The organism is Sphaerisporangium sp. NBC_01403 (assembly GCF_045040145.1).
GTDB lineage: Bacteria > Actinomycetota > Actinomycetes > Streptosporangiales > Streptosporangiaceae > Sphaerisporangium > Sphaerisporangium viridialbum.
This window is the reverse complement of the sequence record NZ_CP109534.1, coordinates 8314644-8336491: the sequence shown is the minus strand read 5'-3', so window position 1 is coordinate 8336491 and position 21848 is coordinate 8314644. Positions and strand designations below refer to the sequence as shown.

The 21848-nt window shown below is 68.5% G+C and carries 16 protein-coding genes and 1 tRNA gene; 10 read left to right on the top strand and 7 right to left on the bottom strand.

The genetic code is table 11. From position 1 onward, the window contains the following. Positions 1-153 precede the first annotated feature (153 nt). Positions 154-239: transfer RNA gene (locus OG589_RS37535), tRNA-Leu, on the top strand. Here OG589_RS37535 and OG589_RS37530 read toward each other — a convergent pair. Further along, entirely contained in the window at positions 204-455 is a 252-nt protein-coding gene (locus tag OG589_RS37530; protein WP_405143170.1) for a hypothetical protein, read from the bottom strand. The genes OG589_RS37535 and OG589_RS37530 overlap by 36 nt on opposite strands. Before the next feature lie 78 nt (positions 456-533). Beyond that, entirely contained in the window at positions 534-1304 is a 771-nt protein-coding gene (locus OG589_RS37525) for a FadR/GntR family transcriptional regulator (RefSeq protein ID WP_405143168.1), read from the bottom strand. A 139-nt stretch (positions 1305-1443) separates the two neighbouring features. Here OG589_RS37525 and OG589_RS37520 point away from each other — a divergent pair, with 139 nt between their 5' ends. From OG589_RS37520 to OG589_RS37505, 4 genes are read left to right on the top strand one after another with little or no spacing between them, the layout of a single operon-like run. Beyond that, positions 1444-2724: an ABC transporter substrate-binding protein gene (locus tag OG589_RS37520; protein ID WP_405143166.1), complete on the top strand. Its 1281-nt coding sequence runs from the start codon at positions 1444-1446 to the stop codon at positions 2722-2724. A 4-nt stretch (positions 2725-2728) separates the two neighbouring features. Next, on the top strand, positions 2729-3715 hold the full coding sequence (locus OG589_RS37515; RefSeq protein ID WP_405143164.1) for a carbohydrate ABC transporter permease: 987 nt from the start codon (positions 2729-2731) through the stop codon (positions 3713-3715). Next, the gene (locus OG589_RS37510; protein WP_405143162.1) at positions 3715-4545 is read left to right on the top strand and encodes a carbohydrate ABC transporter permease; all 831 of its coding nucleotides are present in this window, start codon (positions 3715-3717) and stop codon (positions 4543-4545) included. Before OG589_RS37515 ends, OG589_RS37510 begins: the two co-directional genes overlap by 1 nt. 1 nt (position 4546) lies before the next feature. Then, positions 4547-5725, top strand: a complete 1179-nt coding sequence (locus OG589_RS37505; protein ID WP_405143160.1) for a mandelate racemase/muconate lactonizing enzyme family protein — start codon at positions 4547-4549, stop codon at positions 5723-5725. Between the two features lie 139 nt (positions 5726-5864). Here OG589_RS37505 and OG589_RS37500 read toward each other — a convergent pair whose 3' ends face one another. Together OG589_RS37500 and OG589_RS37495 are read right to left on the bottom strand one after the other, a co-directional pair. Further along, positions 5865-8267 (bottom strand): ricin-type beta-trefoil lectin domain protein, encoded by a 2403-nt coding sequence (locus OG589_RS37500; RefSeq protein ID WP_405143158.1) that lies wholly within the window; start codon positions 8265-8267, stop codon positions 5865-5867. 124 nt (positions 8268-8391) lie between these two features. Continuing rightward, positions 8392-10128 carry a glycoside hydrolase family 27 protein gene (locus OG589_RS37495; RefSeq protein WP_405143157.1) on the bottom strand — a complete coding sequence of 579 codons (1737 nt, stop codon included), beginning with the start codon at positions 10126-10128 and terminating at the stop codon, positions 8392-8394. Positions 10129-10739: 611 nt separating this feature from the next. Here OG589_RS37495 and OG589_RS37490 point away from each other — a divergent pair. The 5 genes from OG589_RS37490 to OG589_RS37470 all read left to right on the top strand — a co-directional run bounded on the left by OG589_RS37490 (position 10740) and on the right by OG589_RS37470 (position 18184). Then, the gene (locus tag OG589_RS37490) at positions 10740-10865 is read left to right on the top strand and encodes a hypothetical protein (protein WP_405143156.1); all 126 of its coding nucleotides are present in this window, start codon (positions 10740-10742) and stop codon (positions 10863-10865) included. Between the two features lie 10 nt (positions 10866-10875). Beyond that, positions 10876-12465 (top strand): lectin, encoded by a 1590-nt coding sequence (locus OG589_RS37485; RefSeq protein WP_405143155.1) that lies wholly within the window; start codon positions 10876-10878, stop codon positions 12463-12465. 611 nt (positions 12466-13076) lie between these two features. After that, positions 13077-14510, top strand: a complete 1434-nt coding sequence (locus OG589_RS37480; protein ID WP_405143153.1) for a lectin — start codon at positions 13077-13079, stop codon at positions 14508-14510. Positions 14511-14595: 85 nt separating this feature from the next. Next, positions 14596-16125, top strand: a complete 1530-nt coding sequence (locus tag OG589_RS37475; RefSeq protein ID WP_405143152.1) for an arabinofuranosidase catalytic domain-containing protein — start codon at positions 14596-14598, stop codon at positions 16123-16125. A gap of 166 nt (positions 16126-16291) precedes the next feature. Further along, a complete protein-coding gene (locus OG589_RS37470) occupies positions 16292-18184 on the top strand; it encodes an RICIN domain-containing protein (protein ID WP_405143150.1) in 1893 nt (630 codons plus the stop codon). Positions 18185-18309: 125 nt separating this feature from the next. Here OG589_RS37470 and OG589_RS37465 read toward each other — a convergent pair whose 3' ends face one another. Genes OG589_RS37465 through OG589_RS37455 form a run of 3 tightly spaced genes read right to left on the bottom strand, consistent with a single transcriptional unit; the run spans position 18310 to position 21824 of the window. Then, a complete protein-coding gene (locus tag OG589_RS37465; protein ID WP_405143148.1) occupies positions 18310-20019 on the bottom strand; it encodes an amylo-alpha-1,6-glucosidase in 1710 nt (569 codons plus the stop codon). Positions 20020-20052: 33 nt separating this feature from the next. Then, a complete protein-coding gene (locus OG589_RS37460) occupies positions 20053-20871 on the bottom strand; it encodes a carbohydrate ABC transporter permease (RefSeq protein ID WP_405143146.1) in 819 nt (272 codons plus the stop codon). Beyond that, positions 20868-21824, bottom strand: coding sequence for a carbohydrate ABC transporter permease (locus tag OG589_RS37455; protein ID WP_405143144.1), 957 nt, complete (start codon positions 21822-21824; stop codon positions 20868-20870). The genes OG589_RS37460 and OG589_RS37455 overlap by 4 nt, the downstream gene beginning before the upstream one ends. Between the last annotated feature and the right edge of the window lie 24 nt (positions 21825-21848).

The window sequence follows — 21848 nt, the reverse complement described above, 5'->3', positions numbered from 1 at the left end:
AGAGATCCCGGCCTGGCACCGGGGAGACCCCCCACGGCATCCCGCGTACGGCCCCACCGCACCCTCGTGGGAATCCCGGTATGACGCAGTGCCCGGAGTTTGCTAATCTAGTGCAGCCGACGCGGGGAGACGTTCTCACGTGCAGGCACCACTGTCCGGGTGGCGGAATAGGCAGACGCGCTAGCTTGAGGTGCTAGTGCCCTTTACGGGGCATGGGGGTTCAAGTCCCCCCTCGGACACGCACTCTGGTACATGCTGGGCCTGGCCTCGACTAGAACGACCCTCTCCGTGGGGTCATAGACGAGGTGCAGGCCCATTTGCATGTAGAGGTCGTTCTTGTCGGCCGGGTCCGCCTTCTCAAGGATCCTGATCATCTCGGTCGTCCGCGGAAGGTCGAGACGGCCGAGGCGGCCCTGCGCGACCTCGGATTCCCGGTGTGCCGGGTACGCGCCCATGCCGGTTTCCCACGCCGGGCGGCCGTCCCTGCACGGCCGCGCCGGGTGCGCGGCCTTGGGGCGAGATCACGGTGAGCCCTAACGTTGCAGCCGCACGGGGGCGCCGGGGGCGCTGCGGCGGACGAGCCAGGCGTTGGTGATGTGCGTGAACATCGCTTCGGTGGCGCCGTCGGGGTCATGGGCGGCGATGCGTTCGTAGATGTGGCGATGGCCGAGGTTCGACGCCACGCACAGGGCCCGCTCGGTCCTGCCCATGTACCGGGCAGTATTGATCACCTGGCTCTCCAGCGACCGCACCACGCCCCGGGCGATGCGGTTTCCGGACGCCTGCATGATCGTGTCGTGGAAGGCACGGTCGTGGGCGGCGTAGGTGACGGGGTCGTCCACGAGCTGGTCCATGCGATCGACCAGCTCGCGCATCCGCTCGATGGTGTCCTCGTCCGCCACGCGGGCGGCGAGGTTGGCCATGTCGGACTCCAGGACGCGGCGCGTGACGACGACGTCGTCGAGTATCGCCAGGCTCTCGTCCTCGGCGATGGTCGCCGCGAGGACCAGCTCGTCGAGCATGTCCCACATCGTCGGCGGAGTGACCATGGTGCCCGCCCCCTGGCGGACCTGGACGAGCCCCTTCTCCTGGAGGATCTTCACGGCTTCACGGACGACGGTCCGGCTCACCGAGAACGCCTCGCACAGCGCGGGCTCAGGGGGAAGTGGCGTCCCCGAAGGGTGCTCCCCGCGGACGATGCGCACCACCAGTTCCGCCGTTACCGCCTTGGCCAGGCTGGCCGGTCGGCGCACCCAGTCCGGCGGTGCCGAGACCCTGCCCGGCGATTCCCGCGATGCCGTCATATTCCCCTCCGGTGGTCCCGCCGAGGACAGCGCCACCGCGCTAGTATACGTCATCTGTATTGACGTCAGACGTCATACGAGTTACGTTTCGCGACAAGACGGCCGGGGAGGCTGGCCGCCCTCTGGAGAGGGAACAGCAATGAAGCAGCACACTTTATGGTCGGCCGCCCTGATCGCGGGACTGGCCCTGGCCGGCTGCGGGAGCGCCGCGCCGACGGGCTCCGGATCAGGGTCGGGATCCTCTTCCGGGAATTCCAAGAGCAAGCTCGTCGTCTGGGACTGGAAGTCCGGCGACAAGACCGTGGCCGCGTATATCGAGAAGGCCAAGGCCGACTTCGCCAAGAAGCACCCCGACGTCACCGTCGAGTTCGTGGCCCAGCCGTTCGACCAGTACTACACCCTGCTCGGGGCGGCCATCCAGTCCGGCAAGGGCCCCGACGTCATGCTGTTCAACGGAGGCGGCCAGATCCGCGACCGCGTGGACGCGCTCCTTCCGCTGGACCAGTACGTGGCCGAGGACAAGCAGCGCCTCGCGGGCTGGGAGGCGTTCGGCAAGGACGGCAAGACCTACGCCGCGCCGGTGACCCTGCAGGGCCATCCCATCTACTACAACAAGGCGCTCTACGAGAAGGCGGGGCTCGACCCGGAGCAGCCGCCCAAGACGTGGGACGAGTTGATGAGCGACTGCGCCGCCATCAAGAAGGCCGGCGCCAAGTGCTTCGCCCTCGGGAACAAGGAGGGCATCGGGATCCAGTTCTGGCTCTCGGGCATGGGCCCCGGCATCCTCACGCCCAAGGAGTACGACGACTGGATCGCCGGCAAGCGGGACTGGAACGCCCCCGACGTGAAGCAGGTCTTCAAGCTGTGGAAGGAGGTCAACGACAACGGTCTCAACAACGAGGGAGCCAACTCGACCGCGATGTTCAACGACGCCTTCTCGGTCTTCGACTCGGGTAAGGCCGCCCACATCATCGGCCTGATGTCGGACGTCGGCCACTGGAAGGACTTCGGCGAGTTCCTGGGCGACAAGGTCGGCGTCATGCAGGCCCCGGTCATCACCGCCGGAAGCGAACCGGTCCTTCCGTACGACGGAGGCATCGGTTACGCGGTCGCCAAGTGGGCGAAGGACCCGAAGTCGGCCGCCGACCTGGTGCGGTCCCTGACGTCGACCGACGCGTTGAACGCCTTCTACACCGGGGCCGGCGCGATCGCGTCCGACACGACGATCGACGTGTCGCAGGCTCCCCCGGCCGTCAGCACCATCGTGTCGCAGCTCAAGACCGGCAAGCCCGCACTGCACGTCGCGCTGTCCTCCAAGACTCTGGACCTGATGGGAAGACTGTCCCAGCAGCTGCTGAGCGGATCGGCGAGTCCCGACGAGGTGGTGAAGCAGCTGGCCGCTTCCGATCGAGCGGGCTGATCACGTGCCGGCTGGACGCTCGTCGCCGCTGGCCCGCCCGGCTCACACCGGGCTGGCCGATGGTGCGCCTCCCGAGCGGCGAGCACGCCGCGGCGGCACCGGGACGCACTCGCGGCAGACCTCTCGCACGGGGGTGCTGGCCGAGCGCTTCGCACCTCTCTTCCTGGTGGCCCCGGCCGTACTGATCATCGTGGTGCTGCGGCTGTGGCCGCTGCTCCTGGGCGTCAACTTCTCCTTCACGGGTGACGGCGAGAACAACGGGACGGCGGTCGGCTTCGACAACTACCTGGAGCTGCTCAACGACCCGCTGTTCCGCATGGCGCTGCGCAACGTCGGACTGCTGGTGGTCCTGCTTCCGGTCGCGGTGCTGATCCCTGGCCTGCTGGCGACGTTCATCTACCTGCGGGTGCCCGGACACCGGTTCTTCCGCAGCGTCTACTTCTTCCCGGCCGTGCTCTCACCGGTGATCGTCGGCGCCATCTTCAACCTGATCCTCGCCTTCGACGGCCCGCTGAACGCCGTCCTCGGGACGATCGGCCTCGGTCCGGTCGACTGGCTCGGCGATCCCGGCGTGGCCATCTTCACGGTCGTCGGCGTGCAGATCTGGGCGACCTTCGGGATGGCCCTGGTGGTGTTCCTCGCCGGATTCTCGACTCTCGACTCCGCGCTGCTGGACGCCGCCCGGGTGGACGGCGCGACGCTTCCCCAGACCATCTGGCACGTCATCATCCCGAGCCTGTCCCGCACCATCCAGTTCGTCTTCGTAACCACCATGATCGGGATGCTGACGTCCATGTTCGGCCTGCTCTACGTCATGACCGCCGGCGGCCCGGAGGGATCGACCTACCTGCCGGAGTTCTACATCTGGACCCAGCAGGGACAGATGAACCGTCCGGCACTCGCCTCGGCCGCGTCCACGGTCCTGTTCCTCATCATGCTCGTGGTGGGGCTCGCGCAGATGAGCGTGCTACGCCGCGGGAGCGAGGACTGATGGCCCGCGAGCGCGGTCTGGGCAGGTGGGTGGCCGCCGTCCCGATGGCGGTTCTCGCCTTGGCGACGATCTATCCCCTGGTGTTCACCACCAACGTCGCCATGAAGACCCGGCGGGAGTACATCCTCGACCGGTTCTCCCCGGCGAATTCCCCGCACCTGGAGAACGTCTCCGGCGCGTGGAACAGCGTCGGCATGGCGCGGTACTTCGCCAACTCGGTCGTCGTGGTGACGTGCTCGGTGGCCCTGATGCTGCTCATCGGGTCGATGGCCGGCTTCGCGCTGAGCCAGCTGCGGTTCCGCGGGTCCAGGGTGCTCTTCCTGGGTTGCCTCGCGGCGCTGTTCATCCCGTTTCAGGTGATCATGGTGCCGCTCGCCCGGGTCATGGCGGACACCGGTCTCATCGACACCTATCCGGGTCTGATCCTGGCCTACGTCGCGCAGTTCCTCCCGTTCACCATCTTCCTGATGACCAGCCATTACCGGACAATCCCGGCGGAGATCGTCCACGCGGCCAGGATCGACGGGAACACGACCTACGGCGTCTACCGGCGGATCATGATCCCGCTGGGTGTTCCGGCCCTGTTGTCGGTCGGCATCCTCGACACCTTGTTCTGCTGGAACGACGTGCTCATCTCTTTGGTGATGATGCCGTCGGCCGAGCACCGCACCCTCATGGTCGGGGTCACCTCGTTGCGCGGACAGTACTCCGATGACATCCCCACCTTCGCCTCGGGAGTCCTGATCGCCGCGATACCCGTCCTGTTGATCTATCTCTTCCTTCAGCGTCAAATCGCCGACGGTGTCACCGCCGGCTCCACGAAGGGCTGACATGCGGATTTCGGGGTATCGCACGCTGACGACGGTGCTCGAATGGGGCCGCCCCGTCGGTGACGCCAACGGCGTGTACACCGACGGGAACGTCTCGGTGCCCATCATCTTGGTGGACACCGATACGGGCATCACCGGCGTCGGGCTCGGGCCGCACGTGGAACTCGACGCCATCTTCGCCGCCATCGAGGGCGAGGATCCGCGCGGTGTGACGGCGCTCTACGACCGCATGCTGCGGCAGACCTTCAAGGCGGGTCACGCGGGCGCCGTGTTCGGCACCATTGGCGCACTCGACACCGCCCTGTGGGACATCAAGGCGCAGGCCGCCGGCGAACCGCTCTGGCGTCTGCTCGGCGGACGCGACAGGCGGGTCCCCGCCTACGCGTCAGGCCTGGACATCGGGTTGAGCGACGACGAGCTCGTCTCGACGTACGAGGTCTACGCCCGCCACGGCCTGCGGGCGGCCAAGCTCAAGGGCGGCCTGGACATCGAGCGCGACCGGTACCGCCTGACGCTGGTCCAGGAGGTACTGACCGAGGCGGGGCACGGATCGCGGCCGAGCCTGATGCTTGACGTGAACGAGTCCTGGACGCGCAAGCAGGCGGTCCGGCACATCTGCGAGATCGAACGCACCCTGGATCTCACCTGGATCGAAGAGCCCGTCCGGCGGTGGGACGCCGAGGGCCTGGCCACGGTCGGCGCCGGAATCCGCGCCTCGGTCGCCAGCGGGGAGAACCTCACCGGGCTCGAACAGTTCCGCCCGCTCATGGCCGCGGGCGCCCTGGACATCGTCCAGACGGCCGCCGTCTGGGGAATCACCCATTTCCTGCGGGTGTCCGCCCTGGCGCACGCCCACGACCTGCCGGTCAGCCCGATCGGCACCACTCCCATCGGCCTGCTGCACGCCGCGACGTCGGTGCCGAACCACATGGTCAGCGAGCTGCAGGATCTGCGGCCGCCGCTAGGGGTGTCCCTCGACCTGCACATCGAAGACGGCGCGTTCGTCCTCGGACACTCCCCGGGCCTCGGCATCACGATCGACGAGCACGCGATCACGGCGTTCACCCGCGAGCCGGACGTCGGGTCGGCCGACGGCCCCCACGTGCGCCCCGAGCACGCCGGCCGAAGGCTGCTGGCGGTGGCCCATCACGGTGGCGCGCAGCGCCGGCCGACCCCGTAAGACACCCGGCTCACCCTGATGTCAAGGGTTCTCCGGTGGACCCGGCGCGCCTGAGCCGCCGGGCCCGCATCCTTGATCCCGTCTATGCGATCACCGGCCTCGCGGGGATGCCCACGAGGCCGGTGACCGGTTCGCTCTGTCAGCTACGTGACCACTTCTGGTTGGTCCCGCCGTTGCAGGTGCCAAGGACGATGAGGGTCCCGTTGGCGGTGCCGCCGTTGGCGGCGGTCAGGCACAGACCGGACTGGACGCCGGTGACGGTGCCGTCGGTGTTGACGTTCCACTGCTGGTTGGGCTGCCCGTTGCAGTCCCAGATGATGATCCGGGTGCCCGGGGTGGTGCCGGCGGTCTCGGCGTCCATGCACTTGCTGCCATACACCTGGAGCTGTTTGGCGCTGGTGAGGGTCCATTGCTGGTTGGCGCCGTTGTTGCAGTCCCACAGCGCCACCTGGGTGCCGTTGACCTGGGACTGACTGGGCACGTCGACGCAGCGGCCGGAGGCCTGCCCGCGCAGCACGCCGCTGGTGCCGCCGTTGCCGCCGCCCTGGCCGGGGGTGATGGTCAGGTTGTCGAACTGGGCGGTCTCGGTGGTGGCGGTGCCGAAACCGACCTGTCCGGCGCCGTAGGAGCCATCGGTGACCGAGCCGACCTGGGTGCCGTCGATGGTGGCGGTGATGGTGCTGCCGGAGAAGCCCAGCGCCAGGGTGTGCCAGCGGCCGGTGCCCAGCGCGGCGACGGTGCCGCTGCGCAGGGTGGTGAGGGCGGCGTTGACGGTGTTGCGCTGGATCTGCCAGGCGCCGGAGTCGGTGACGCGCAGGTAGTAGGCGTTCAACCCGGCCGGGCCGAAGCTGCGCTGGGTGCCGGCCCGCCCGATCAGCTGGGCATATCCGCTCTGCTCCAGCAGCACATCGGCCGAGACGGCGTAGTTGTTCCACCCGGTATCGCCCAGCAGCGTGTACGGGTCGGAGGCGCCGGTCCACAGGATCGGCTGACGGGGCGCCATCTGGCGTATGCACCGGCCCGAGCGGCCGGCGCCGCAGGCGGCGACCTCGAACGAGCCCTGCTGGTCCATCAGGTACTTGGCCTCGCGGCCGACGGCGTAGGAGTCGAAGTTGTCGGAGTAGGGCAGGGCGAACGAGCCGCGGGCGGGGCTGACTGCGGTGCCCTTGCCCTGGCCGGTCGTGGTGGTGATGGAGTACACGTACCCCGGCTGCACCGTCAGGGAGAACGCACCGCCGCTGGGGGTGATGTCGGCGGCGTGCACCATCTGGTCGGCGGTGTTACCGGAGTTCAGGTTGCTGGCCCACACGTGGACCGCGCCGGTGGACAGCCCGCCGGTGAGGGTGAAGTTCAGCTGCTGGGCGGCGGTGGCGTCCATCGTCTCGATGATGGTGCTGTAGTCCGAGCTTGTCGGTGACTTCAGCGACACGTAGCTGCCGTTGTTGCGGTTGCCGCCGATGTAGCCGGTGGAGGAGTCCAGGTACGTCCAGCCCGGCGCGGTGAACTGGGTGGTGTGCGCCATGACCCAGGCGTTCTTGCCGATGGAGTAGTACCCCGACCACGGCTGCGGCGCCACCGCCACGCCCATGGTGGCGAAGGGCAGGTTCGGCGGGATCGCGGCGATGACCGGCCAGTTGATGTAGGCCGTCATCTTGCCGTCGATGTAGTCGCGGTTGATTCCCCGCGCCAGCGCCTTTGCCCCGTCGTTGTAGTCGTCCGAGCCGTTCTCACTGGCCCAGAGCGTCTTTCCGGAGTTGATCGCGGTGGTGGAGCTGGGGCAGCTGCTCTGCGCGCCGCGGTACCCGCACACATAGTGGGCGCCGTAGACGTCCACCGCGTTGCGGAAGGCGGTGTTGCCGGCGGCGTCATCGGCCACCCCGAAGCCCCAGTCATCCGAGGCGATGATCTTCACGTTGCCGAACCCGCGCGAGTCCAGCGCCGAGTTGAGGTTGACGTACCAGTTCAGGTCACGGCCCTTTTCGTTCCACCCGCCCAGGTAGTCGATCGTCAGCCCGTGACTGTTCTTGGCACACCCCAGCCAGTCGACCAGGTAGTTGATGGTGTCCTGGGACCAGAAGTTGCCGTTGCCCAGCCAGCCCGGCGCGCCCCACGACAGCCCGACCAGCTTGATGTTGGGGTTACGCGCCTTGGCCTGCTCCATCAGCCACCACTCGTACCCCCGGTTGCAGTCCAGATCGGCCGAGGTGTGCCGGTGACTGGGCTCGGCGCCGCTGGTGGAGTTGGTGTCGCCGCCGATCTCCACCTTCAGGATCTGCATCGCCGCCCCGTAACCGGGCTTGAACAGATAGTCCAGGATCTGACTGCGCTGCGGCTCGGGATAGTCGATCAGCAGACGGCTGTTCCCACCTCCGCCGCTGATGGCCCCGACCCCGTCGAAGGTCCGGCCGGCCGATCCGCCGTTGATCGTGATCCCGACGGCCGCCTGCGCCGGTGACATGCCGATCAGCGTCATCGCGGCCGTCACCAGCGCGGCCACGAGAGCCGAGACCAGGCGCAGCCTGGTGTTTCTTCGTCGGTTCATGGGGGTTCCTTTCGAGGAGGGAGGTAACGGTCGCCCGGCCTCAGCCGATGCGGCGTCCGCACACCGGTGAGACCGGTGACGGTTCAAGACGGTCGAGCCGAGATGTGGAGGATCTGTTCGTGCGTCAGCTGCGGGTCCAGCGTTGGTTGCTGCCGCCGTTGCACGACCAGATGGCGAGTTTGGTGCCGTTGGCGGTGGCGTTGTTGGGCACGTCCAGGCACTTGTTCGCGCCGACGGCGGTGATGGTGCCGTCGGAGTTCAGCCGCCACTGCTGGTTGGCCTGCCCGTTGCAGTCCCAGATGATGACGCTGGTGCCGTCGGCGGTGCCCGCGTTGTTCACATCCAGGCACTTGCCGCCGTACACCCGCAACTCACCGCTCGCGGTCGACGTCCACTGCTGGTTGGCCTGACCGTTGCAGTCCCAGATCTGCGCCTGCGCGCCGTTGGCCTGCGAGGAACCGGACACGTCCAGACACCGGCCCGACCCCACGCCCCTGATCGCACCCGTACCCGAGGCAGTGGGAGTGGGCGTGGGCGTCGGGCTCGGGGAGGAGGTGCCCCCGCCGGAGGTGACGGTGAGCAGGACCGCTTCGCGGGCGGGCACGGTCGTGGTGTAACCGCCGCTGAAGGTGCCGGCGTCGGTGCCCGTCCACGGGTTGCGCACGGTCGCCGAGCCGGTGAGCCCGAGGTCGGACCAGCGGGCGGTGATGGACGCGGCGGAGGTGGTCCGGTTCAGCAGCAGCACCGCCCGGCGTCCCGTGCCCGACAGGACCTTGCTGTACACCTGGCGTCCCGTCTGGTCCTCGGCGACCTTCACGCCCTGCCCTCCCAGGGGGTCCTGGTCGATGGCGAGCACTTCCCGGTTGGTGAGGATCGCCTTGGTGTCGGCGCTCATGTCGGTGAGCTTGTTGCCGGCGAGCAACGGGGCGCCGGAGAGGGCCCACAGACTCATGTGGGTGCGGTTCTGCGCGGCCGAGAAGCCCGTCATGCCCACGATGAGCATGTCCGGGTCGTTGTAGTGTCCTGGGCTCTGCGCGGCAGGGTGCTGGGCGGAGTCGAAGTTGGCCAGCACGCGGTCCATCGACGCGCTCTGTCCCCAGTAGATGATGTCGCCGCTGGTGCGCCACATGGTGGACATGCTCGGCGCCCAGTCCCAGGGGCTCTGGTTCCCCCAGTTGCAGACGGACAGGACCATCGGCCGTCCGGTCTGCGCGCTCGCGCGGGTGATCGCGTCGCTGATCGCCTGGTAGGCGTTGCGGGAGTTCAGCCCCTCGGCGTTGCCGCCGCACCAGTCGACCTTGACGAAGTCGAAGCCCCAGCGGGAGAACTGCAGGAAGTCCTGGTCGTAGTGGCCCTCGCTGCCGCTCCCCGGGGCGGCCGGACGGCCGGTCGGGTAGTAGTAGCCGCATCCGTCTCGGCCGGCGTCAGTGTAGATGCCGGCTTTCAGGCCCTTGCTGTGGATGTAGTCGGCGATCGCCTTCATCCCGCCCGGCCACTCGGCCGTGTCCACCGTGATGTTGCCGGCGGAGTCCCGCGTGCCCTGCCACCAGCCCTCGTCGATGTTGACGTACTGGTAGCCGGCGTCCTTCATCCCGGAGGACACCATCGCGTCCGTCTGCGCCTTGATCACGTTGTAGTTGATCTGGGCCGCGAAGGTGTTCCACGACGCCCAGCCCATCGGAGGGGTCGTCACCGACGCGACGGCGGCGGTGGCCGCGGTCGCGGTGCCCGCCGCGGCGACGGCGGTGCCGTCCGAGATGGCCCATCCCGCCGACACCACCGCCAGCATCATCAGCTGCACGATGACGGCGAGCCGGCTGAATGATCGGACGGGATCCGGGGGTGAGGAGTTTTCGCCCATGCTCGCGCCTCCAGAGCTGGATCAATGAGAGACATGTGGGGAGACCCCGCGATCGACGACCGGTCCATCGCCGACGCGTCACGGTCGGGGGCTCCTGCCGCTCACCACCGGCCCCGGCAGGAGGTAGCCGCCTTGGGGACTCAGTGTGGAAACCATTACGAAACATGTCAAGACCATGCCGAACCGGTTCGATCGCACTGTCGCCGCCCGAGCGGTCCCATGCGCTGGTGCGACACCGCCGGGGCGGGGGAACGTCCCGGCCCGGTCATGTCGCCGCCGGATGAACGTTTCATCGCCTCGCGCCGCCGGGACAACCGTGCCCATCAGGGCAGATCAAGCCGGTTCACCGCGTGGAACCGTGCCGCGGAGCGGCGGGGCCCTTGACAGATCTTCTGGGGTCGGATTTGCTCCGCCACACCACCACCGCGATCCGCCCGCGTGGAAAGGAGCACTCGATCCACCGTAATCAATGTTAGCGCTAACAACTCTGGGAAGCCGTTATGCGCATGGTTCGCCGCCTCGCGATGAGCCCCGAATCCATAGGTACCGGAGGTACTCGCTTTGTTAACGTTAACATCGCCAGCTGGGCGCGCACGTACGACCCGCGCACGGTGCTGGTGCGCATCGGCACCGACGACGTGCCGCAGAACGCCAACGTGTCCAGCGCGCCGCAGCGGCTGTCCATGCTGATCGACCCCATCCCCACGGCCGTGCCCGGCGCGGACGTCTTCGTGTAGAGGAAAGCAGATGCGCAAAATTCTTGGCTTGGCACTGGCGGCACTACTGGCCGCCGGCTCCATGGTCGCGATCGGCGGTGAGACCACGCCGGCCGCCGCGCTGGACAATGGTCTGGCTCGTACGCCGCAGATGGGGTGGAACGACTGGAACAGCTTCTTCTGCAATGTCAATGAGTCGTTGATCCGGCAGAGTGCGGATGCGATGGTGTCCAGTGGTATGGCGGCGGCCGGGTACACCTACGTCAACATCGATGACTGCTGGTCGACCAAGAGTCGTAATGCCAGTGGGGATCTGGTGGCCGATCCGCAGAAGTTCCCCAGTGGGATCAAGGCGCTGGCGGATTATGTGCATGGCAAGGGGTTGAAGCTGGGGATCTATTCGTCGGCGGGGACCACGACGTGTGCGGGGTATCCGGCGAGTCTGGGGTATGAGCGGCGGGACGCGGCGTTGTGGGCGTCGTGGGGGATCGATTACCTGAAGTACGACAACTGCGGGGATCACCAGGGTAAGAACGGGCAGCAGCGGTATACCGCGATGCGGGACGCGCTGGCGGCGACCGGGCGGGCGATCGTGTACAGCCTGTGCAGCTGGGGGCAGGAGAGTGTGTGGACCTGGGGGATGCCGGTGGGGAATTCCTGGCGGACCACCGGGGACATCGGGTCGAACTGGAATTCGATCATGGGGATTTTGGATCAGCAGGTCGGGCTGGAGGCGTATTCGGGTCCGGGTGGGTGGAACGACCCCGACATGCTGGAGGTGGGGGTCGGTTCGGTGACCGGGACCGAGGGGCGGGCGCATTTCAGTTTGTGGTCGCTGCTGAACGCGCCGCTGATCGCGGGGAACGACATCCGCACGATGAGCGCCGACACCCGCACGATTTTGACCAATACCGAGGTCATCGCGGTCAACCAGGACTGGGGTGGCAAGCAGGGTCACAAGATCAGTGATAACGGGAACCTGGAGGTCTGGCGTAAGCCGATGGCCAACGGTTCGGTCGCGGTGGTGCTGTTGAACCGGGGGACCTCGACCGCGACGGTGTCCACCACCGCCTCGGCCCTGGGGCTGGGTTCGGCCGCCTCGTATTCGGTGCGGGATCTGTGGGCGCACACCACGTCCTCTTCATCTGGGACGATCAGCGCGTCGGTGCCCGGGCATGGTGCGGCGATGTATGTGGTGACCGGCGGGGGCATCGTGACGCCCACGCCCACGCCCACGGGTACCGGTGCGCTCAGGGGCGTGGGGTCGGGCCGGTGCCTGGATGTCACCGGGGCCTCGCAGGCCGACGGCACGCAGGCGCAGATCTGGGACTGCAACGGGCAGGCCAACCAGCAGTGGACCCCGACCGCGGCCGGTGAGCTGCGGGTGTATGGCAACAAGTGCCTGGATGTGTACAACGCCGGCACCGCCGACGGCACCAACGTGATCATCTGGGACTGCAACGGCCAGAGCAACCAGCAGTGGCGGCTGAACGCCGACGGCACCATCACCGCCGTCGGCGCGAACAAGTGCCTGGATGTGCCCAACTCCACCGCCAACGGCACCAAACTCATCGTCTGGTCGTGCAACGGCGGCACCAACCAACGCTGGACCCGCACCTGAGGTACACCCCCGACCCGCCTTCGCCGGGGGCGGCCGACCACTCCCGGCGAAGGCGTCCCATCCACTCCGCCCGAAGGAGGTCCCCCGTTGTGGCTCACGTCGCGCGCGGTCACCCGCGCGCCCGACGGGGGGCCCGTTCCGCCCGCCGGTCATGGTGGATCTGGCCCGACCTCACCAGGTGGTCCGCGCATCGCGCGGTCCCCGCGCGGTGATGCAACTTTCATCATCTGGCCGGTGCGCCGCTTCCGGGCGGCGCGCCGGCCGTATGCCGTACTTCCCCGCCTCCACCAGCCGAGAGGCGGACGCGGGCGCGCGACGAGACGCTCGAATCGATTCGCTGATGGTCTTGACATGTTACGAGAAGGTTTCCACACTGAGTCCCCAAGGCGGCCACCTCCTGTCCGGTCCGGTGGTGGAGGGCAGGGGCCGTCGTACGTGACGCCTGCGGCACCACGGGTGCGGCGATGGGCCACGCCCCCGGTCGTCCCGGTTGTCGCTGCATTTTCCCTCCGGATGTCATCGATCTCAGTTGTGGAGGCTTGGGCATGGGCGAAAACGCCATCCCCTCAAACGGAGCTCGGCCGTTCAGGTTCCGGAAATCACACGGCGGCGTGCGCCGGGCGGTGGTCGCCGGCGCGCTTGGCGTGCTCGGTGTGACCGCGGCGCTGGCGCTGCCGTCCACCGCCGGGGCCGCCGCCGGCACGCTGGGTGCCGCGGCGGCGCAAAGCGGACGCTACTTCGGCGCGGCGATCGCGGCCGGGCACCTGAACGACTCGGCCTACGTGGCGACCTGGGACCGGGAGTTCAACGCGGTCACCCCGGAGAACGAGATGAAATGGGACGCGACCGAGCCCTCGCGCGGCTCGTTCCGCTTCACCTCCGCCGACCAGATCGTCAGCCACGCCCAGAGCAAGGGCATGAAAATCCGCGGGCACACCCTGGTCTGGCACGGCCAGCTGCCCAGCTGGGTCGCCGGCCTGTCGGCCAGTGACCTGCGCACCGCGATGACCAACCACATCAACGGCGTGATGGGCCACTACAAGGGCAAGATCTACGCCTGGGACGTGGTCAACGAGGCCTTCGCCGACGGCGGCGCCGTCGGCAGCCTGCGCAGCTCGGTCTGGACCCAGAAACTCGGCAACGGCTTCATCGAAGAGGCCTTCCGCGCCGCGCGCGCCGCCGACCCCAACGCCAAGCTCTGCTACAACGACTACAACATCGACGACGCCAACGCGAACAAGACCCGCGGCGTCTACAACATGGTCCGCGACTTCAAGGCCCGCGGCGTGCCCATCGACTGCGTCGGCCTGCAGTCCCACTTCGGCAACCCGCCCTCCAACTACCAAGCGAACATCGCGCAGTTCGCCGCCCTGGGCGTCGACGTGCAGATCACCGAGCTCGACGTCGGCGGCTCGGGCTCCACCCAGGCCGACGCCTACCGCCGCGTCACCCAGGCCTGCACCGCCGTCCCCCGCTGCACCGGCATCACCGTATGGGGCATCACCGACAAGTACTCCTGGCGCTCGGGCGAGACCCCGCTGCTCTTCGACGGCAACTACACCGCCAAAGCCGCCTACACCTCCGTCCTGAACGCCCTCAACGCCGCCACTTCGAACCCCAGCCCCACACCCACCGTGACCCCGACGTCCACCCCCTCGGGTACGGGTGCGATCAGGGGCGTGGGGTCGGGCCGGTGTCTGGACGTGTCCGGTTCCTCGCAGGCCAACGGCGCGCAGGCGCAGATCTGGGACTGCAACGGGCAGGCCAACCAGCAGTGGACGTCGACCGCGAGCGGTGAGTTGCGGGTGTACGGCGGCAAGTGCCTGGATGTGAACAACGCGGGCACCGCCGACGGCACCAGCGTCATCATCTGGGACTGCAACGGGCAGGCCAACCAGCAGTGGCGGCTGAACTCCGACGGCACCATCACCGCCGTCGGCGCGAACAAGTGCCTGGACGTGCCCAACAACGCCACCGCCAACGGCACCAAACTCGCCATCTGGTCGTGCAACGGCGGCAGCAACCAACGCTGGACCCGCAGCTGACATACGGGAAGTTCGCCGGGGGCGGGCGACCGCCCCCGTGCCCCGGCGGGCAGGTGACGCCGGTTCACCCCCCAAGAGGAGAGCAATGCAGCATTCATCCGTCCCCCCGCGGGATCCCGCCGTCCGTCGGCGGCGCTCACCGGCAGCCGTCGCCGCATCCGTGGTCGCCGTGCTGGCCACGGTGCTGGCGGCCACGCTGACCTGGACGTCACCCGCGTTGGCCGCGGCGGCGCCGTTGGTGAGCGCCGCTTCCGGACGCTGCCTCGACGTGAAGGGCAACGTCGACACCGCCGGCACCACGCTGGACATCTGGGACTGCAGCGGTCAGGCCAACCAGGCGTTCGAGTTCACCTCGGCGGGAGAGCTGCGGACGCTGAACGGCACGCGGTGCGTGGACGCGTACGGCAACCAGACCGCGCCCGGCACGCAGGTGATCATCTGGTCGTGCAACGGACAGGCCAACCAGAAGTGGCGGCGGAACTCCGACGACTCCATCGCCGGCACCCAGTCGGGCCTGTGCCTGGACGTCAACCAGGCCGGCACCGCCAACGGCACCGCCGTCATCCTGTGGACCTGCAACGGACAGGCCAACCAGAAGTGGAACACCACCGCGGGCCCGAGCCCGACCCCCACGCCCACGTCCCCGGGCGGCGCGCGCCCGTGCGACATCTACGCTTCGGGCGGTACGCCGTGTGTGGCCGCGCACAGCATGGTGCGGGCGCTCCTCGGTTCCTACAACGGCAACCTGTACCAGGTCAGGCGCTCCTCCGACAACGCGACCAGGAACATCGGCGTGCTGGCCGCGGGCGGCTACGCCAACGCCGCGGCCCAGGACTCGTTCTGCTCGGGCACCTCCTGTGTCGTCACCGTCGTCTACGACCAGTCCGGGAGAGGGAATGACCTGTGGTACCAGGGATCAAGCGTGGTCCCCGGCTCGCCCCAGAGCAGGCCCGCGACCGCGACGTCAGAGTCGCTGACGGCCGGCGGCAACAAGGCGTACTCGCTGTACATCAACCCCGGCAACAGCTACTGGCGGGACGGTCACCTGACGGGCGTACCGACCGGTTCCGCGCCTGAGGGCATGTACATGGTCACCAGCGGCACGCACGTCAACAGCGGCTGCTGCTTCGACTACGGCAACAGCGAGACCACGCGCAAGGCCGACGCCGCCGGAGCGATGGACGCGATCAACTTCGGCAAGCAGTGCTGGTTCGGCGGATGCTCGGGAACCGGTCCCTGGGTCCAGGCGGACCTGGAGTGGGGGCTGTTCCCCGGCGGAAGCCAGTCCTGGAACCCCAACCAGCGGGCCTTCACCAGCAAGTTCGTCACCGCGACGCTCAAGAACAACGGGACCTCGCGGTTCGCGATCAAGGGGAGCGACGCGCAATCGGGCGGCCTGTACACCCTTTACGACGGCTCGCTTCCCCCGGGATACAACCCCATGAAGAAGCAGGGGGCCATCATCCTGGGAAGCGGCGGTGACTGCTGCAAGCCCGACGGCGGAGCCAACCTCAGCGCGGGAACCTTCTACGAAGGAGCCATGGTCGCGGGTTACCCGTCCGACGCCACCGAGAACGCGGTGCAGGCCAACGTCGTGGCCGCCGGCTACCGCTGACCTCGGGCCCTGCTCCGCCACCTCGCGGGGCGGTGCCCTCGTGGCCGAGACCTAGGCTGCGTGCGAATCGATTCGACGCAGGACATCCTGGGATGAAAACGCCTCCCGCCCACGAAGCCGGGCGGCTCACATGGGCGCACAGCACCCCCTAGTGAAGGAGTCCGAGATGAACGTCGGCGACGTCGTCCGCCGAGCTCGCCTGTGGCGTTCCACACCACCGCCACCGGCGCCTCCCGTCCACCCGTCCCGATCCCCCGTGGCCATGGAGTCACGTGCCGACGCCGCACCCGGCGGCCGGCGCGGACGCCGCCGCGGCATCGCCGCCTTCCTCGCCGTCGCCGCGCTCGTCGCCGGACCCATCGTGGCGACCGCCACGCCGGCCCAGGCCGCGGACCAGTCCATCACCGTCGACTTCTCCGCCGGCGGCGGCACTCCGACCTACCGGGCCTCCGGCTGGATCTACGGGATGACCGAGAACGCCTCGGGCCCGCCGGACCACTTCTACACCGACGTGAAATTCCGGTACATGCGGGCCGGCGGGGCACAGCTCGACAGCCCGGGCGGGTGGGTGTCCGGCAAGTACGAGCGCCGGTGGAACGCCACCCGCGCCCAGCTGCTGCGCACCCGGTCGCTGGGTGGTGAGTTCGTCCTGCTCGTCCACGACCTCTGGGGCGCCGACGGCTACCCGATCTCGCGCTTCCCCGGCGACAACGGCAACTGGACCGACTACGACAACTTCCTCACCCGCCTGATCAACGACGTACGGGCGACGGGCGCCCCCGTGCAGTGGGACCTCTGGAACGAGCCCAACATCACCCTGTTCTGGAACCGCCCCCAGTCCCAGTACTTCGAGATGTGGCGGCGCGCCTACCAGCGCATCCGGGCCGCGTTCCCGACGCATCTCATCGTCGGGCCGAGCTGCGCGTGCGTGCCCTCCACCAGCCACGCGTTCTGGAACGCCTACCTCGACTACGTCAAGGCCAACAACGTGGTCCCCGACATCATCAGCTGGCACTCCCTGCCCGGCGACCCGGTGGCCAACGTGGCGGCGGCCGACACCACGTTGAACTCCCGCGGCATCCCGCACACGCGCCCGTACCAGATCAACGAGTACGGGGCGTCCAACGAGCAGAACCCCGCCGACGGATCCTGGTACATCGCCCGCCTGGAGCGGGCCGGCGCCGACGGCCTGCGCGCCAACTGGGCGGGCGGCGGGAACCTGCACAACGACCTCGCCAACCTGCTCATCCGCGACTCTTCTGGCCAGTACCAGCCCAAGGGCGAATGGTGGGCCTACCGCTTCTACGGCTCGCAGACCGGTCAGATCGTGTCCGTCACCCCCAGTTCCTCCTACGACGCGTTCGCCACCAAGGCGGCCGGGACGGCCAAGATCCTGGTCGGCGGCGGCACCACGACCGGCAACATCGCCGTCAACCTGAGCCGCCTGGACACCACGAGCGGCATCGTGCAGAACAACCAGGTGAGAGTCGTCGCCGAGCGCATCCCCTACAACGGCGGCGGCGCCGTCACGGGCCCGGTCACCGTCCAGAACTCCGTGGTGATCCTGTCCGGCAACGGCGCGACCGTCAACCTGCCGCACACCGCCATCGACGACTCCTACACCATCACGCTGCTGCCCCCGTCCTCCGACCCCGGCAACGGCAACGGGTCGACGTCGGTGTTGCGCAACGTCAACGCCGGCCGGTGCCTGGACGTCCCGAACGCGACCACCACCAACGGCACCCAGCTCCAGCTCTGGGACTGCGGCACCGGCAGCAACCAGCAGTGGACCCTGACCTCCGCCAAGCAGTTGCAGGTGTACGGCAACAAGTGCCTGGACGCCAGCAACCACGGCACCACCAACGGCACCCAGGTGATCATCTGGGACTGCAACGGCCAGACCAACCAGCAGTGGAACATCAACTCCAACGGCACCATCACCGGAGTGCAGTCCGGGTTGTGCCTCGACGCCAACGCGGCCGGCACGGCCAACGGCACCAAGCTCATCCTGTGGTCCTGCAACGGCGGCGCCAACCAGCAATGGAGCCTGCGCGGCTGATCCGCGAACGGCGGCCGACGTGAAGGCCCGGCGGTGAGATCCCTCTCGCCGCCGGGCCCGTTGCCCTAGGAATCGATGGGACCACCTCTAGGCCACCGCACCCGCGTCCCCGGGGAAGGCCTCGCTCAGGATCGGTTCCGGCGCTCGTGAGCGGCGGCGAGGATGAGATACGCGCTCGCCGTCCAGGTGTAGGCGCGGTCGCGAAGGCCGGCGCCGCTGCGGGCGTCGAAGTTCTCCGCGAACCCCGACTTCTCGCACAGGATGCGGAAGCGCGCGCTGATCTCGTCGGCCAGCTTCGCGTGTCCGGCGCGGCGGAGCCCGTCCTCGATCAGGACGGTCGAGGGCGCCCAGATGGGCCCGCGCCAGTACCCGTCGTCCTGGTAGTGCGGGGACGTGGTCAGCTCCGTGGCGAGCCCGAACGCGGTCAGGTGCGTCTCGATGCCGCTCGCCAGCGACGCGCGGACCGCTTCGGGCAGTTCCTCCCCCAGCACGATCGGCATCAGGTCGAGCAGGCTGGAGCTGGACCAGGTGCGTCCGGAATACGCGCTCCGGGCGACAAACCGGTCGACGGTCCACAGCTCGGCGAGCAGCGCGTCGCGCATGCGGTCGGCCGCCCGCGACCAGTGAGCCGAGTCCGCGGGCCGGTCGAGCCCGGCGGCCAGCCGGGCGAGCTCGCGCATCTGGAGGACGAGAAAGGCGGCCAGGTCGGCCGTCTCGACGACGCGCTCGCAGTCGAAGGTGGTGGCATTGTCCCAGCCGCTGTCGTTGCCGTGCTGGTAATGGGCGAGCTCGTGCCCGGGGACGCGCCGGTGGGTCAGCCAGAAGGACGTCCACCGCTCCAGCCGGCGATAGACCTCGGCCGGTTCGCGTTCGTGCGACGGGTCCACATTCCGCAGGGCCCAGCCATGGATGGGCGGCTTGACGAAGTTGTGGAGGACCTCGGAGTGCGTGACGGAGTCGGGCAGCGCGCCGGCGGCGTCCTGGTGGTCGAACACCAGGTGGAACTGGTCCCACGCCAGGTCCGGCAGGCCGTCCGCGAGGGCGATGGCGTTGAAGCAGTGGTCCCAGCTCCACACCTTGTCCATCCAGTGCTTGGACATCAGCACCGCCGGGCGGGTGACGAACCCCGCCGGACGCACGGTGGCCGACCACAGGACGTAGGCGGCCAGCTCCGCGGCGGGCGTCCGATCACCGCGCCAGGGCGCCACGGCGTCGCGGAAGGCGTCGAAGTCGGCCCGCGCGGCCGAGACCACCTGCTCGAAGTCGTTCTCGCGCGTGTAGGGGGCGCGGGCGGTCTCGTACTCCTCGATGGCGATCTCCCACGGCCCGTCGTCGCCGGGTATCACGACGCCACGCACGGCCGTGCCCAGCACCTGTGCGCCGAGGTATTCGGCGACCCGGCCCTCCAGGAGCGTGACGCGGTAGCGGCGCCCGGTCTGGTACAGGGTGAAGACCCACGAGCCGTCGCCGGGATCCTGGTAGAAGTACGGGCCGCTGAACGGTGTCAGGACCGCGTCGGCCGCCAGCAGGCGCAGACCGAGGCCCACGCCGCGCATCCGCACCGTGTCGGGGCTCTCGTAGGCGGCGTCGATCCGGCCGGCGTCACGGGCCCAGGTGAGCCGCTGCGGTGCGGCGGTGATGGCCGTCTCGGTGCGGGCGCCCTTCGCGGTGGGGATCAGCCGCAGGATCGGATGCATGCCGGTCTGGTGCGACACCAGGTGCACGTCCTGCGCGTAGGCCTTCTCGCCGATCACCGGAGAGAGGTCGAACCAGGATCCGCGGAAGCTGAACGGGATTTCCCGCGGGGAGAACACCGGGCCGGCGGCGACGGTCATGAAGTGAGGGCCCTTCTGGGGAGAGGAGGCCGGTCAGCTCTTCACCGCGCCCGCGGTGACACCTGCGGCGACGTACCGCTGTGCGATGACGAGCAGGACGGCCGTGGGGATGGACGCGATCACGGCGGTGGCCATGATGGCGTTCCACTGCTGGTTGTTGTTGCCGATGTAGTGGTAGATGCCGAGCGTGATCGGCTGGTGGTCGCCGCCCTGGTCCAGGGTGCTCGCGAAGACGAAGTCCGACCAGGCCCACAGGAACGCGAACAGCGACACCGTGATGAGGGAGTTGCGGCTGACCGGCACGACGATCGACCAGAAGGTCCGCACGGTTCCCGCCCCGTCCACCCGTGCCGCCTGCATCAGCTCCGCCGGGATCCCGGACATGAACGTGGTGAGGATCAGCACGGCGAACGGCACGGCCAGCGTGGAGTCGGCCACGATCAGTCCGGTGACCGTGTTGAGCACCCCGGCGCTGAGGAAGATGGCGTAGAACCCCATCGCCATGATGATCCCCGGGATCATCTGCGCGACCAGCAGGACGAAGCTCAGCGTCCCGCCGCCGCGCGGCCGCAGCTTCGCCAGCGAGTACGCGGCGGGCGTCGCGACCAGCAGGGTCAGCGCCACCGTGCCCAGGCCCACCAGGAGGCTGATCCCCAGATAGGGCAGCTGCTGGTCCAGGGCCGCCCGGTAGCCCTCCAGTGTCCCGTGGATCGGAAACAGGTACGGCGGGCTCTTGCGCATGTCCTGGTCGCGCGTGAAGGACACGTTGATCATCCAGTAGACGGGGAACAGCATCACCCCGGTCAGCACCAGCCCGATCGCCGTCTTGCCCCACCTGCGCGCGTCCGTCATGAGAGGGTCTGCCTTCGCTGCACACGGATGTAGACCAGTCCGAAGAACAGGGCCATCACGATCAGCAGGTTGCCGACCGCCGCCCCGGGACCGAACGCCGGCAACAGGTTGCCGAACCCCAGCCGGTAGGACCAGGTGGCGAACGTGGTGGAGGAGCCGCTCGGCCCGCCCCTGGTCATGATCCAGATGATGTCGAAGACCTTCAGCGTGTAGACCAGCCCCAGCAGCAGCGTGACCGCCGACACCGGGCGCAGCAGGGGGAAGGTGACCCTCCAGAACCGCTGCCAGCCGGCCGCGCCGTCCAGCTCGGCCGCCTCGTGGATGGCCGGGTCGATGGCCTGCAGACCCGAGTACAACACCACCAGGTTGAACGGGATGCCGATCCAGATGTTGGCCAGGGTGACCGACCACAACGACCAGTCGGGCGAGGTGAGCCAGTGGATCGGCCCGACGCCGAACGCGCCGAGCACGGCGTTGACGACGCCGGAGTCGCTGTTGAGCATCCACGACCAGGTGGAGGACGACACGATGAGCGGCAGCAGCCACGGCACCAGGAACAGCGCGCGCAAGATGGCCGACAACCGGAAGTTCTTGACGAAGAACAAGGCCAGGGCGAGCCCGATGGTGAACTGGAAGGCCAGCGACACCAGCGTGAACACCGCCGTGTGCCACAGGGCGGGCCCGAAGGTCGCGTCGCCCAGGACCTGGGCGTAGTTGGCGAGCCCGGTGAAGGGCGCGTCGCCCTGGACGAAGGAGCGCACCGTGTAGTGCCGCATGCTCAGTTCGACGTTGCGGTACAACGGATAGGCGTAGAACACCAGCAGGTAGACGACCACCGGCGCCAGGAAGGCCCATGCCGCCCACTGGCCGGATCGGGGCCGCGATGCCGCCCGGCGGCCCCCGCCCGCCGCCGGGGCCGGACGGGCGGCGGTGGGGGGCGGCGCCTGTGTCACTCGACTCATACTCGTGTCGTCCGG